17 protein-coding genes and 1 pseudogene are annotated in these 12,983 nt (G+C 73.3%); 11 read left to right on the plus strand and 7 right to left on the minus strand.

From position 1 onward, the window contains the following. Positions 1 to 7: 7 nt before the first annotated feature. Entirely contained in the window at positions 8 to 571 is a 564-nt protein-coding gene (locus BT341_RS29035) for a hypothetical protein (RefSeq protein ID WP_245805139.1), read from the plus strand. Here the strand turns inward: BT341_RS29035 and BT341_RS29040 are convergent. Then, the gene (locus BT341_RS29040) at positions 483 to 1,265 is read right to left on the minus strand and encodes a helix-turn-helix transcriptional regulator (protein WP_072479303.1); all 783 of its coding nucleotides are present in this window, start codon (positions 1,263 to 1,265) and stop codon (positions 483 to 485) included. The genes BT341_RS29035 and BT341_RS29040 overlap by 89 nt on opposite strands. A 48-nt stretch (positions 1,266 to 1,313) precedes the next feature. Between BT341_RS29040 and BT341_RS29045 the strand changes: the two genes are divergently transcribed. Continuing rightward, entirely contained in the window at positions 1,314 to 2,084 is a 771-nt protein-coding gene (locus tag BT341_RS29045) for an ESX secretion-associated protein EspG (protein WP_072479304.1), read from the plus strand. Positions 2,085 to 2,128: 44 nt separating this feature from the next. Here the strand turns inward: BT341_RS29045 and BT341_RS29050 are convergent, their stop codons facing one another. Genes BT341_RS29050 through BT341_RS29065 form a run of 4 tightly spaced genes read right to left on the minus strand, consistent with a single transcriptional unit; the run spans position 2,129 to position 4,524 of the window. Continuing rightward, on the minus strand, positions 2,129 to 2,533 hold the full coding sequence (locus tag BT341_RS29050) for a hypothetical protein (protein ID WP_072479305.1): 405 nt from the start codon (positions 2,531 to 2,533) through the stop codon (positions 2,129 to 2,131). Beyond that, positions 2,530 to 2,796 (minus strand): hypothetical protein, encoded by a 267-nt coding sequence (locus tag BT341_RS29055; RefSeq protein ID WP_072479306.1) that lies wholly within the window; start codon positions 2,794 to 2,796, stop codon positions 2,530 to 2,532. Before BT341_RS29055 ends, BT341_RS29050 begins: the two co-directional genes overlap by 4 nt. Next, entirely contained in the window at positions 2,793 to 3,803 is a 1,011-nt protein-coding gene (locus BT341_RS29060; protein WP_072479307.1) for a CHAP domain-containing protein, read from the minus strand. Before BT341_RS29060 ends, BT341_RS29055 begins: the two co-directional genes overlap by 4 nt. 1 nt (position 3,804) lies before the next feature. Next, on the minus strand, positions 3,805 to 4,524 hold the full coding sequence (locus tag BT341_RS29065) for a transglycosylase SLT domain-containing protein (protein WP_072479308.1): 720 nt from the start codon (positions 4,522 to 4,524) through the stop codon (positions 3,805 to 3,807). 132 nt (positions 4,525 to 4,656) lie between these two features. Between BT341_RS29065 and BT341_RS29070 the strand changes: the two genes are divergently transcribed. The 8 genes from BT341_RS29070 to BT341_RS29105 all read left to right on the plus strand — a co-directional run bounded on the left by BT341_RS29070 (position 4,657) and on the right by BT341_RS29105 (position 10,559). Continuing rightward, positions 4,657 to 5,136 (plus strand): L,D-transpeptidase, encoded by a 480-nt coding sequence (locus BT341_RS29070; protein WP_072479309.1) that lies wholly within the window; start codon positions 4,657 to 4,659, stop codon positions 5,134 to 5,136. A 12-nt stretch (positions 5,137 to 5,148) separates the two neighbouring features. Then, positions 5,149 to 5,916 (plus strand): putative protein N(5)-glutamine methyltransferase, encoded by a 768-nt coding sequence (locus BT341_RS29075; RefSeq protein WP_072479310.1) that lies wholly within the window; start codon positions 5,149 to 5,151, stop codon positions 5,914 to 5,916. Positions 5,917 to 6,040: 124 nt separating this feature from the next. Beyond that, a complete protein-coding gene (locus BT341_RS29080; RefSeq protein ID WP_143168668.1) occupies positions 6,041 to 7,345 on the plus strand; it encodes a transporter in 1,305 nt (434 codons plus the stop codon). Between the two features lie 44 nt (positions 7,346 to 7,389). Continuing rightward, entirely contained in the window at positions 7,390 to 7,866 is a 477-nt protein-coding gene (locus BT341_RS29085; protein WP_072479311.1) for an RNA polymerase sigma factor, read from the plus strand. Further along, on the plus strand, positions 7,863 to 8,456 hold the full coding sequence (locus BT341_RS29090) for a methylated-DNA--[protein]-cysteine S-methyltransferase (RefSeq protein WP_072479312.1): 594 nt from the start codon (positions 7,863 to 7,865) through the stop codon (positions 8,454 to 8,456). Before BT341_RS29085 ends, BT341_RS29090 begins: the two co-directional genes overlap by 4 nt. Positions 8,457 to 8,983: 527 nt before the next feature. Further along, positions 8,984 to 9,697 (plus strand): 2OG-Fe(II) oxygenase, encoded by a 714-nt coding sequence (locus BT341_RS29095; RefSeq protein WP_072479313.1) that lies wholly within the window; start codon positions 8,984 to 8,986, stop codon positions 9,695 to 9,697. After that, entirely contained in the window at positions 9,694 to 10,071 is a 378-nt protein-coding gene (locus BT341_RS29100) for a type 1 periplasmic-binding domain-containing protein (protein ID WP_072479314.1), read from the plus strand. Before BT341_RS29095 ends, BT341_RS29100 begins: the two co-directional genes overlap by 4 nt. Continuing rightward, positions 10,071 to 10,559 (plus strand): methylated-DNA--[protein]-cysteine S-methyltransferase, encoded by a 489-nt coding sequence (locus BT341_RS29105; protein WP_072479315.1) that lies wholly within the window; start codon positions 10,071 to 10,073, stop codon positions 10,557 to 10,559. The genes BT341_RS29100 and BT341_RS29105 overlap by 1 nt, the downstream gene beginning before the upstream one ends. Here BT341_RS29105 and BT341_RS29110 read toward each other — a convergent pair whose 3' ends face one another. Continuing rightward, on the minus strand, positions 10,560 to 11,162 hold the full coding sequence (locus tag BT341_RS29110; protein ID WP_072482236.1) for a LysE/ArgO family amino acid transporter: 603 nt from the start codon (positions 11,160 to 11,162) through the stop codon (positions 10,560 to 10,562). Between the two features lie 70 nt (positions 11,163 to 11,232). On the opposite strand from BT341_RS29110, the pseudogene BT341_RS29115 reads away from it, so the two are divergent. Then, positions 11,233 to 12,116: pseudogene (locus tag BT341_RS29115) on the plus strand (LysR family transcriptional regulator ArgP). A 196-nt stretch (positions 12,117 to 12,312) separates the two neighbouring features. On the opposite strand, the gene BT341_RS29120 reads toward BT341_RS29115, so the two are convergent. Then, complete coding sequence (locus BT341_RS29120; protein ID WP_072479316.1) at positions 12,313 to 12,957, minus strand: TetR/AcrR family transcriptional regulator; 645 nt, start codon at positions 12,955 to 12,957, stop codon at positions 12,313 to 12,315. Between the last annotated feature and the right edge of the window lie 26 nt (positions 12,958 to 12,983).

The following is a 12,983-nucleotide window of genomic DNA, read 5'->3' on the forward strand; positions in this document are numbered from 1 at the left end:
CACCCCGGTGAGCCTGGACTCGGTCGAGCGCACGACGGCCGAGCTGCACGCGCTGATGGCGCGCCTGCGCGGGCCCGACGCCGCCCGCGACCTCGGCCTGGAGACGGCCGCCGTCCAGTGCGCGGAGATCGCCCACGAGCAGCGCGCCGGCCTGCTGGCGCTGGTCGAGCACCGCGACGCCGATCCCGCGTTGCTGATCGCCGGGATCGTCCCGGTCGACGGACCCGTCGGCGACGCCGCCGGCCTCGGGTACTTCGTCGCCGACCGGACGCCGGGCATCCGCGAGGTGAGCAACGCGCGGACCGGCCGCGGCTACCCGGTCGTGATCGTCGAGCGGATCGGCCTCTCCGGCGCGCAGCTGCAGGCGGTGGTGCTCGACCCGGACCGGCCGCGCGCGGCCGTGTTCACCCTGCACTCCCCGGGCGGCCGGGGCTGGCTGGAGGTCGCGGGCCTGGCCGGGACGCTCGTCGCCGGCGTCGACCTCACCCCCGCAGCGCCCGCTCCCGGTACTCGCGCGGGGTCCGCCCGGTCGCGTGGCGGAACGTCCGCGAGAAGTGCGGGGCGCTGGTGAACCCGCAGTCCCGCGCGATCTCCGCGATGCCGCGGCCCGCCTTCGCCGGGTCCGCCAGCAGCGCCTTCGCCCGCTCGATGCGGAGCCCTTTGAGCCGTTCCGAGACGCCTTGGCCGTCGTCGAACAGCTGGTACAGCCGCCGGCGCGAGATGTACAGCGCTTCGGCGATCTTGTCCGCGCTCAGCGACTGCTCGCCGAGGTGCGCGCGCATGTACTCCAGCGCTTCGCGCCGCCGGGCCGCGAGCGCGTCGACCCGATCCAGCTCGACCCGCAGCGCGCTGCGCAGCACCAGCTCGGCCAGGCCCAGCAGGTGGTGCGCCAAGCCGTGCGGGTCCAGCCGCGCGCCGGCCGCCAGGACGTGCGCGACCGCGCTCGCGAACAGGCTCCGCAGCGCCGCGTCGACCTCGACCGGCCGGAACATCAACGGCCGCAGCTCCGCGAAGGAGATCGACAGCTTCGCCGCCGACACGGTCAGCATCACGACGCCGGACGGCTGCAGGTGCAGGGTCGCGTCGGCGAACGTCAGCTTCGCGCCGGGCTCGGCGACCGTCCGCGGGACCGGGCAGCGCAGCAGCAGCTGGACGCGGTCGGGTTCGCCGGCGTTGCCGAGGATCGCCGCGCGCGCCGCGGCCGCGCCCGAAGCGCGGACGACGAGGTACCCGCTCGCGGGGACGTCAGGATGCGGCTCGGCCATCGGCACCATCGTGCCCGACGGCGGCCGGCCGGCACGGGAAGGGGGAGCATGGCGCGGCGCACCGCGACGGCGGCGGGAGTGATCCTGTCGCATCTGGAATTCGATCTCCTGTGGGAGGACCTGGGACCGGGCGGGCCGCCGCCGTACCCGTTCGACGTGCCGGCGCACGGCGCGACCCACGCCGAGCGAGACGACCTCGGCGTGCGCGTGTTCGCCGGCCTGGCCGAAGCGGGTCTCGCCGACGGCGACGACGTCGACCCGGGCCTGGCGGACCTGTTCGTGCTGCTGGGTTCGCCGTCGTCGAGCGTCGACGCGCTGGTGCTGGGCGAGGCACCGTGGCGGCTGCTGGCGGCGGTCCGGGACGCGGCGGGCGTCCTGGCGGTGCTGGACGAGCGCGAGCTGGTGCTGGAGCCGCTGCGGCCCGCGGACCTGGTCGCGGCGGTGACCCGCATGCTGGGCGACGTCCCGCCGGGCCCGGGCGACCAGCTCCGCCTCCCGCGCGCGGCGTACTCGGCGGCGATGGCCGGATACGCCCGCGGCGGTTACGACGCGTTCGAGCGGGCGTTGTCGGCGGCGGGGATCACGGGACGAGCGGTCCGCCCGCTGGCGACGCTGGTGACGGCGGAGCGCCACGCCGCGGGCCAGCTGGCGGCGACGGGCCGGGCGGGCCGCGCGCCGGTTCTGGCCTGGTTCGACACGGCGGCGGGCCGCTACGCGGTGACGCAGGAGGACGGCGGCGAGCCGTGGGTGATGGTGACCCCGGCTGACAGCGCCTGGCTGGCGGATCGGCTGGCAAGGATGATCGGCAGCGTCCACTGACCGGCGGCAGGCAGCGGATCCGGACCAGGCCGGTGCTCCACGGCTCAGGTCGCCCAGGTCGCCGGAAGGAACGAATCATCCGGATCCCGCGGCCGGGTCTTCGGCCCCGCGGTCGCCGGCTCGCTCGCGCGCCGCGCGCCGATCTTCGGCCCGTCCACCGCGGGATCCTCCGGCAACAGCTCCCCCAGCACTTCCCGCCCCCGCCGCAACGCATCCGCCGCCGCTTCGGTCGCCAGCCGCCGGATCAGCGCCGCCAGCTCGCGCGGTGGCCGGTTCAGCGCCCACCGGTCGAACCGCAGGTCCACGAGCGCCCCGTGCAGGTCCACCACCACCGCCACGCCGTCGTCCGCCGCGGCCGCGCGGATCGCCGCCAGCCGGGCCCCATATCCCGGGTCAGGCGCCGAGAACGCGTCGTCGGCCAGCTCCGCGGCCGTCTTCTCGGCGCTCACTGGGCTCGCCAGCTGTCCGGTGTGGTCTCTTCCGCGGCTTCCCCCGCCGCCGGCAGCCCGAGCGCGTCCACCTCACCGTCCAGGGAGTGCCACAACGACGCCGTCGCGCGCGCCGAAGCGGCGGCGGACAGCACCAGGATCCGGCGTGCGAGTTCGGCGGGCTCCAGCCGCAGCGCCGACGGCTCGAGGGTCAGCTCCCGCAGTGCCCCGCCGGGCGCCACCTCGACGGCGACCGTCCGGTCGGCGGCTTTTCCGGTGATCACGGGTGGACCCCTCCGTAGAACGTCGACGCCGAGAGCGGGTGCGTGTTCCGGCGGACGGCGTCCCCGGAGTTGCCCTCGATCATCGTGACCTGGTTCCCTTCGACCTTCTCGACGATGCCGATGTGCGTGCTCGTCGACGTGTTCTGCGGGCCGATGCCGAAGATCAGCACGTCACCCGGCCGCGCTTCGTGCAGCGAGTGCTTGCCGTAGGCGTGGCCGTTGCGCTCGCCCCAGTGGAAGACGTCGCCGCTGAACGGCAGGATCGGGATCCGCACGCCGGCCTTGCGCCACATCGCCGTCGCGAACGACGAGCACCACGCCGCCGTCGGCCCGTACGGGTTCCGGTTGCTGCCCGGCGGGTTCTCGCGCGTGCCGAGTTCCTTGCGCGCCGCCTGCACGATCTCCTGGCCACGGCCCGAAACCTTGCTGGGGTGCGGATGCGCGTGCCCGGGCTTGTCCGCGACGCCGTCGTGGGTCAGGTCCTTGCGCAAGGTCCGCAGTTTCGCGGCCGCTGCCTTGAGTTCGGCGTCGACGTGCCGCAGCGTCGCCGCCGACTGCCGCGTGTACCGCGGCGCGAGGTCGGCTGCGTGCCCGACAGCCCGCATGAGCGCGGCCTGCGTCCCGGCGGCGACCCCCGCGTCGAGAACCTGCTTCGCCTCGGCGGTGTACTCGTCGACCAGCCGCTGCACGGCGGTGTGCTCGCTGTCCACTGTGGACGCCACGTGCGCGACGACTCGCTCGGCCGCGGCGCCGGCCGCGCCCGTGACCCGGAGTTCCTTCGTCAGCTTCGCGCTGGTGTGGCGGAAGCCGTCCGCGCCGTGGCCGTGCCAGTGCTCCAGGACGGTCGCGCTTTCCCGGTGGTAGGCGTCGTGCTGGGCGTCGAGCGCGGCGGCCACCTGGTGCAAGGCGTATTCGGCGCGGACGGCGTCCTCGGCTTTCCCGGCGAGCTTGGCGCGGTGCGCGACGAGATCCTCTGCGAAAGATCGCGCGAGCGCGGCGGTGTCCATGTCAGTCCTTCCCGTGCAGGGCGGCGGCCGTGGCCGTCTCGTGGTCGCGGTAGGTCCTGGCGGCCGTCCGCGCGGCCGAAGCCAGCCCGTCGGCGTGCGCGCCGACGCCCTTGACCTGCCGCTGCAGGGCCAGCCCGAACGCTTCGAGCGCGCCGGCGAACCCGGATTCCCTGCCGATCCGGCCGAAGCTGCCGGCGGCGATCTCGCGCACGTCCCGCAGCTGCTCGGTCGCGTCGCCCAGCGTGTCGGCGACGTGCCGGGTCCGCTGGACGTACGTGTGCAGCACGGCGTCGTCCACCCGCAGCGGGTGACCGGCCCCGCTCGCGCCGCCGCCGGTGTGCCCGTGGTGCTTCGTGACGTCCTGCGCGGCCCTGCGCGCCGCGGCCAGATGGTGCTTGTACGCGCCGTTGGTGTAGGTCGACCACGGCGTGAAGTCGTGGCCGTCGCTCGAGATGCGGTTCGCGACGCGGGCGTTGGTGGCCGGGTCGAACAGCTCGTCGTCGGACTTGAGGTGGTACTCCCGTCGCCGCTCGGGCCCGAGCGGGCCGAGCATGTTGATCTGCCACAGCCCGTAGGAGTCGTCCGGCGGCGTGGCGTTGTGCGCGGTCGTCCGGCCGCCGGACTCGGCCAGCGCCACCGCGACCGCGGTGGTCAGGCCCTGGCCGCGGAACCCGGCCGCGTAGGCGTGCCGGGCGATCTGCTCGGCGCTCAGCTTCGTCATGGTTCGACCTTGACCGCCCGGGTACCCGCCGCGGTAGCCGCGGTGCACGCTGGGACAACCCGGGTGCACGCCCGGTTCGGCCCGCTCACCCGTACTGACCACCGGGAGACCCTGCGACGAGGAGAGCGACGGATGCGCGGAACCGGGGTGGTGACCCTCCTGGGGCTGACGCTGGTCACGGCGGCGTGCGCGGCGACGCCGAACCCGATCGCCGAACCCGAGCCCCGGACCGCCACCCCGGCCACCACGACGATCCCGCCGCCGGTACCTCCGTGCGCCGTCACGACCGGGGCGTGCGTGAGCCTGCCGCAGCACCTGGCCTGGCTGCTGCGGGACGGCCGCGTCGTGCGCGGGCCGGTGCCCGCCGGGTTCGGGCCGCCGGACCGGACGACCCCGGCCGGGTCGTTCCACGTCGTCTGGAAGGACCGCGACCACCGCAGCAGCGACTACGGCACGGACATGCCCAACTCGGTGTTCTTCGCCGCCGGCGGCATCGCCTTCCACGCCGGGCCGCTGGACGCGCCGTCGCACGGCTGCGTCCACCTCACCGACGCCGATTCCTCGGCCTTCTTCGACGGCCTGAACGTCGGCGACGCGGTGGAGGTCCGGTAGGCTCGCTCCCTGTTGGACACTTCCACTGTCGTCGCCCGGCTGCGCGCCGCGGGCTGCGTGTTCGCCGAGGACGAGGCGGACCTCCTGATCGACGCCGCCGCGAGTCCCGCGGAGCTCGACGCGCTGGTGGCCCGCCGGGTCGCCGGGCTGCCGCTGGAGCACCTGCTCGGCTGGGCGGAGTTCCACGGCCTGCGGATCGCCGTGCGGCCCGGGGTGTTCGTGCCGCGCCACCGCACCGAATTCCTCGTCGACGTCGCCGTTTCGCTCGCCCCGCCGGACCCCGTGGTGCTGGACCTGTGCTGCGGCTCGGGAGCGCTCGGTGCCGCGTTCACCGCGGCGAGACGGCCGCGTGAGCTGCACGCGGCCGATGTCGAGCCCGCCGCCGTCGAGTGCGCCCGCGTGAACCTCCCGGACGCCCGCGTCCACCTCGGCGATCTCTACGACGCGCTGCCTTCGTCGCTTCGCGGCCGCGTCGACGTGCTGCTGGCGAACGTGCCGTACGTCCCGACGGAGGCCGTCGCGACCATGCCGCCGGAGGCCCGGCTGCACGAACCACGCGTCGCGCTCGACGGTGGCGCGGACGGCCTGGATCTCGCCCGCCGGGTCGCCGCGGGCGCGCCGCACTGGCTCGCGCCGAGTGGGAGCGTCCTCGTGGAAACGAGTGAACGCCAGGCTCCGGCAATGCGCGGAATCTTCACGGCGGCCGGGCTGGCGGCGCGGGTGCACCATTCCGGCGAGCTGGACGCGATCGTCGTCTCCGGGACCGCGCCGGCGTCGTGATTTGCCCGATGGGGCAACGCTTTTCGTTCACTCCTTCGTCGGAGTGACCGCCCGGATCGAGCTGCGCTAGCGTGGCAGCCCTTGTCCGTGAATCGATTTCCCGGACCGGCAGAAATGGGGAGCAATGCCGAATCGAAGACGGGTGACCTGTGTCCTCGCCACCCTCGCCGCCCTGTGCGCGATCCTCCCGGGCACCGCGCACGCCGCACCGGGCCGCTCGGTCGGCCTCTTCCGCGAGGTGCCCGCGGGCGTGCCGCTGACGAAGTCCCTCGACCTGCGGAAACTGCCCGCGGCCGCCCCGCGGGAGCAGCAGGTCCGGCTGTCCGCCGTCGACCAGAACGTCCCGGCACCGGTGACGTTCGACGAGTGCCACAAGGACATCAAGAACGGTTACTGGACGAAGAACCGCTTCGCCAGCTGCACCATCACCGACATGGCGTACCAGCGTTACGCCTGCCCGGAGGCGGGCTGCGCGGTCATCGGCACGGCGTGGGCGCGGGTCATCTCGACCAGCAACCTGCTGCCCGGGCAGCGCAAGCTCGAGGTCGCGACGCGGATGGTCGGCTGGTCGCTGTCGGGGGTGGTCACCGACGCGATGCAGTTCGGCATCGCGATGAGCTGCGGCCCCCGCTACACCACCGGCACGGCGCACTGCGACACGCCGTCGGCGCAGATCGTCAAGAGCGTCGCCGACTGGCGCGCGCAGTCCGACGAGGCGCACGTCTTCACGATGGAGGGCACCGACGTGCCGTCGCCGGCGGACTCGCCCGCGGTGCAGGCCGAACAGCGCACCTGGTACGTCGGCGAGCGGCACTTGGTCGCCGAGGACACCGGGGACCGCACGACGTTGGTCACCGGAGCGCACAGCGCGTACCTGCGGTGTGACGTCGCCCGGCTGCTGTACCCGGGGTACGCGGCGGGCAGCGACTGCGCGTTCGCCTTCCAGCCGCTGTACGTGCTGGACAACTCGGCGACGTCCGGCTTCACGGCGTCGGCCGCGCTGGTCCGCGCCGCGCTGGTGAACTTCGCGGGCACGTACCCGGGCACGGCGCAGGGGCACTTCGCGCCGGGCAACCCCGGCTACCAGGGCACGAGCGGGGGCCGGACGTACCCGGTCACCCGGCTGTTCCACGACACCGGGCTGCAGGCGGTCCACCGCGCGACCGCGGAGCTGGCCTGCGCGCAGCACTGGGGCCCGGACTACGCTGCCCGGCCGGACGGGCAGGTCAACACCTGCGCGGTGTACCCGTTCGACACGACCTACGACGGCGCGACGCTGCCCGCTCCGGGCGTCGATCGCGGCCCTTCGTACGCCGTCCAGCCGGTGCTCGACCGCGACTACCAGGCCTTGCTGGCGAGCGTCGGGCAGTTCGTCGTGAACAACCATATCCTCGACGGGGACGGGTACTGGGTTTACCCGTACGCGTGACAAACTCGATCTCACGTTGCGGCGTCCCCGGACGTCTACAGGGTGTGATCGTGAAACCGTTCGAGCAGATCGTGGCCGAGCACGGGCCGATGGTCCTCCGGGTGTGCCGGGCCGTGCTCGGCCCCGCCGACGCCGAAGACGCCTGGTCGGAGACGTTCCTGGCGGCCCTCAAGGCGTACCCCGGGCTGCCGGCCGACGCGAACGTCCAGGCGTGGCTCGTCACGATCGCGCACCGCAAGGCCATCGACCTCACCCGCGCCCAGGCGCGGCGTCCGGTGCCGGTCGGCGACATCCCGGACCGGCCGGGCCACGACGGCCCACCGGACGGCGCGCTGTGGGACGCGCTGGCGCGGCTGCCGGACAAGCAGCGCCTGGCCGTGGCCTACCACTACGTGGCCGGGCTGCCCTACCGCGAGATCGCGGAGATCACCGGAGGCACGACGGACGCCGCCCGCCGCGCGGCGGCCGACGGCATCAAGGCCCTGCGGGCCACCTATCCCTTGGAAGGAGCGCACTCATGATCGACGTCATCGCGTCGCTTCCCGTGGAATACGAGGTGCTCCCGCACCGCCTGCACGAGCGGCTGACCGCCGCGGCGGAGCACGAGGGCCTGCTGGACGTCGCGTACCGCACGGTCGACACCCCGGTCGGTTCACTGCTGCTGGCGGCGACGGAACAGGGTCTGGTGAAGGTGGCATTCGCCCGCCAGGACCACGAAGCGGTACTGGCCGAGCTGGCGGCGACGATCAGCCCCCGGATCCTGCGGGCTCCGGCCCGCCTGGAGGCGGTCGTCCACCAGCTGGAGGAGTACTTCACGGGCCGCCGCCGCGAGTTCGACGTCCCGTTGGACTTCCGCCTGGCCCGCGGCTTCCGGCTGTCGGTGCTGGAGCACTTGCCCCGGATCGCGTACGGCAGGACGGAGAGCTACGCCGAGGTGGCAGCGGCGGCGGGCAGCCCGAAGGCGGTCCGGGCGGTCGGGACGGCGTGCGCACGGAACCCGCTGCCGGTGGTGGTGCCGTGTCATCGGGTCGTCCGGTCCGATGGGTCCTACGGCCAGTACGCGGGAGGCGAAGAAGCGAAGCGGACGCTGCTGACGCTGGAGGCTGCTTGAGTCTGGGGAATAGGGACGGTTCCGGGGAGGCCGGGGCCGGGAGGGAATCCGGCGGCTGTCCCGGAGGGCAGCTCCAACCAGCGGCCACCGGGACACCCGGCACTCTCCGAAAGGCCGGGCCACCCCGGAACCGAACCTACCTGCGCCCCTCGCCGCAGCCCGAACCCGCGGCCACCGGGACGGCCCGGCAGTCCCGGAGCGCCAGCCGACCGGAGCCAGGCAACCCCGGCGGCCGACGACAGCGGCCGCAGCCCGCAACCTCACCGGCCGTCCCCCAAGCTCCTACCGCAACCCGTTCCTGGCCTCCCACCTCGCAGAATCCGGCCGCACCGGAAACCGCGGATGGCCCGCAACCTCACCGGCCGCCGCAAGCCGCCGCGGCAACCCTCCCTTGCCCCGAAACCGTGCGGAGGAGGCAGAACCCTCAGCGCACGACCTCACCGCCCGCCCCGTCGCCCCGCGCGCGAACCACCGGAATCCCCCACGACCGCATCTCACGTTCCACCCCGCCCGAGCGTCTACCGAGTATGGACACCTTCGAAAAGCGCGTCGCCGCCGCGGACTGGGCGGCTGTGGCCCGCGAGGTCGATGACTATGGCTGCGCCCTCCTCCCACGGCTGCTCACTCCCGCCGAATGCGCTCGGCTCGTCGCCCTCTGGGATCAGCCGTCGCTCTTTCGGGCGTCCGTGAACCTGCGTCGTCATCGCTTCGGGGACCATGGCGACTACCAGTACTTCGCTTCGCCCTTCCCCGAACCGGTCGAACGACTGCGGCAGACGCTCTACCCGCGGCTGCTGCCCATCGCCCAGGACTGGTACGCCCGCCTCGGCCGGGCGGCCGAGTGGCCGTCCACTTTGGATGAATGGCTCGCCGTCTGCCACGCTGCCGGTCAGCGGCGGCCCACGCCGATCCTGCTGCGCTACGAGACCGGCGGCTGGAACGCCCTGCACCGCGACCTCTACGGCGACAAGGTCTTCCCCCTGCAGGTCGTCATCAACCTCAACGAACCCGGCGCCGACCACACCGGCGGCGAATTCCTGCTGGTCGAGCAGCGCCCCCGTGCGCAGTCCCGCGGCACCGCGACGCTCATCCCCCAAGGCCACGGCCTCGTCTTCACCACCCGCGACCGGCCCGTCCGCTCCGCCCGCGGCTGGTCGGCGGCCCCGGTCCGCCACGGCGTCTCGGCCGTGCGCTCAGGCCGGCGGCACACCCTGGGTCTGGTCTTCCACGACGCGGCATGACCACCGAAGAACTGGCCGCGATCCTGCGCCTCATCGGCCCGGCCCGGCACGCGGTCATCGGCACCGCGACAGACCCGGCGTCCCTGGCCGACGGCGAGCGCATCGCCGAGGCGTGGGACGGCCTCGTCCTCGCGAGGGTCACCTGGCCCGAGACCGCCGCGTCGTGGCTGCGGCAGGCCCGGCGGTTCACGGCACCCGACCCGGACGTCTGGGTGGTCAGCGCCACCCCGGCGGGCTGGGCCGGCATGGCACGGCGCCTGCAGATGTCGACGTCCTGGAGTCCCCATAGGACAGTCGTGACCTCCGCGCTGGCCGGATCCCCCCTGCCCGGCTTGCGCGGCGCGCGAGCGGACGGCACGACCTGGGAGAACTGATGAAACACACCGTGACCGATTCCCCGATCGGCCCGCTGACCCTCGTCGGCACCGCCGACGTCGTGACCGGCGTTTACTTCCCCGGCCACTGGACACGTCCGGACCGGGCGGCGTTCGGCACGCGGGACGATTCGGCCTTCCCCGAGGCCGTTCTGCAGCTGAAGGAGTACTTCGCCGGGCAGCGCAGAGACTTCGCCGTGCCGACACGCGCCGAGGGCCCGGACTTCGACCGCGCCGTCTGGGCCGAGATCGCGAAGATCCCGTACGGCTCGACCGCCACATACGGCGATCTCGCCCGGGCGATCGGCGGCCTTCCGCACGAGGTCGGCGCGGCAGTAGGAAGAAACCCGCTGAGCATCCTCGTGGCATGTCACCGGGTCGTCGGCAAAGACGGAAAACTCACCGGGTACGCGGGCGGGCTGCAGCGCAAGCAGTTCCTCCTCGAACTCGAGCGGCCCCCCGCTGCCGACCACGGCCGGCTCTGGTGATCACACGTGACTCAGCAGCATCGTCGCGCCGAGGGCGGTCATCGTCACGGCGATGAGGACGTCGAGCACGCGCCAAGCCGCCGGCCGCGCGAAGACACCGGCAAGACGCCGTGCGCCGAAGCCGAGAGCGCTGAACCAGACCGCGCTGGCGATCCCGGCACCGAGGCCGAACAGCCAGCGCCCGTCGCCGTGGGCGACCGCCACCGAGCCCAGCAGCAAAACTGTGTCGAGGTAGACGTGCGGGTTCAGCCACGTGAAGGCGATGCAGGCCAGCACGGCCTTGCGCAACGGCGTCCGTTCCTCCCCGACAGTCATGACCGACGGCCGGAACGCCCGCCGCGCGGCGAGCACGCCGTAGCCGAGCAGGAACAGCCCGCCGCCGACGGCGATCACCCCGATCGCCGTCGGCCACTGCTGCAGCACCGCCCCGATCCCGCTCACCCCCAGCCCGATCAACACGAGATCCGACACCGCGCAGATGACCACCAGCGGTGCCACGGCGCCCCCGCGCAGCCCCTGCTGCAGCAGGAAGGCGTTCTGGGAGCCGATGGCGACGATGAGGGACAGGCCGGTCCCGAACCCGGCGACGAGCAACGCGAGCACGCCGTTCACGGTAGGCCCGTGCGGCTGGATTACTCCAGCTCAAGATTCTTACGTAACATTAGCGCTCGTGATGTCCGATCTCCCGCTCGAGCAGGTCAAGACCCTGCTGGCCGTCGTCGACGAGCAAAGCTTCGACGCGGCGGCGGCGGTGCTGCACGTGACGCCGTCGGCCGTCAGCCAGCGGGTGAAGGCCCTGGAGCAACGCACCGGGCGGGTGCTCCTGCTCCGCACCAAGCCGGTCCGGCTGACCGCGTCCGGCCAGGTCCTGGTCCGCTTCGCGCGCTCGCTGGCGCAGCTGGAACAGGACGCGCTGTCCGAACTGGGACTCGGCGCCTCGGCCACCCCGACCGTCTCGATCGCGGTGAACGCGGACTCACTCGCCACCTGGTTCCTCCCGGCGCTGTCCCGCGTCCCGGAGTCGCTGGGACTCTGCTTCGACCTGCAACGCGAGGACCAGGACCACACAGCGAGCCTGCTGCGCGAAGGCCTGGTGATGGCGGCGGTGACGGCCGCACCCCACCCCGTCCAGGGCTGCACGTCGGCCCGCCTGGGCCGGATGCGCTACCGCGCGATGGCCTCCCCCGCGTTCATCGCCCGCCGGCTCGCCTCCGGGCCGCTTCCGTCCGCGCTCGCGGCGGCGCCGGTGATCGCGTTCGACCGCAAGGACGATCTCCAGGACCGGTTCCTGCGCAGCCTCACGCGCCGCCGAACCTTCCCTCACTTACGTCACCACATCCCGGCGTCGGAGTCCTTCGTGGACGCGGTGGCCGCGGGACTCGGCTGGGCATGGTGCCGGAGATCCAGGCGGCCCCCCGCGGCGACACCCTGGTGGACCTGGCCCCGGACCGGCCATTGGACGTGCCCCTGCACTGGCAGCAATGGAAACTGGACTCCCCGGCCCTGGCGGCAGTGGCAGCGGCGGTCGCCGAAGGCGCGAACGAAGCCCTCCGCTAGACACGACCGCCCCAAGCCACAGTTAGTTTGATGGCGCTCCGGCCCCGCGGCCGCCCCCAAGCCCACGAGCGCCGCCTCGATGCTCACTGGTCTCCCCCGGGTCCGGTCGGTCCGTTCCGATCTCCCGGTCCCCGGAGCGGTCTTCAGCGGACGCCGGCAACACCGCCCGATCGGCCCAGCCCGGGTCCCCCGGCGGCTACTCCGGCGCGGACGGCGAGCGGCCGGGAAACTCGCCCACCCCGCGCTCCACCAGGTCAAACGCCTGATCGATCACCGCCGGCTGCTCGCGCCGGACCACCTCCGCGTCCTCCCCCGCCACGATGCGGCTCATCGCGTGCGAGAACACCGTCGTGATCGCCGTGGTCAGCAGCCCGGCCACCATCCGGGAGCGGAACGCCTCGCCCGTCTCCGCGACGAGCACCTCCGTGAACGCCTCCGCGATCTCGCGCTCCTGCTCGTACCATCGCGCCATCAGCGCCGGGCTCGACGTCAGGACCCACCAGAACCCGGGACCGCCGGCGATGGCGCCCGACAGCGGATGCCCGGACGCCAGCAGCGCGTGCTGGTGCTCCCGCAGGGCGGCCACCGGTGACACGCCGGCGGGCCGGGACCGGACCACGGCGGTCAGCTCCGCCAGCCGCTCCGCGTGGCGGTCCAGGAACAGGTCCTCCTTGCGGGGGAAGTAGTTGAAGACCGTCATCTTCGACACGCCCGCGGCCTCGGCGATCTCGGCCACCGTCACCTCCTCGAAGCCGCGCTCGATGAACAGGCCGGTGGCCACGTTCGAGATCAGCAGGCGCGTCGCCTGCTTCTTGCGCTCGCGCAGTCCGGGATCCGCCATGCCCGGAGTATAGACCGGGCACAAAG

Origin of the sequence: Amycolatopsis australiensis (genome assembly GCF_900119165.1) — a bacterium.
GTDB lineage: Bacteria > Actinomycetota > Actinomycetes > Mycobacteriales > Pseudonocardiaceae > Amycolatopsis > Amycolatopsis australiensis.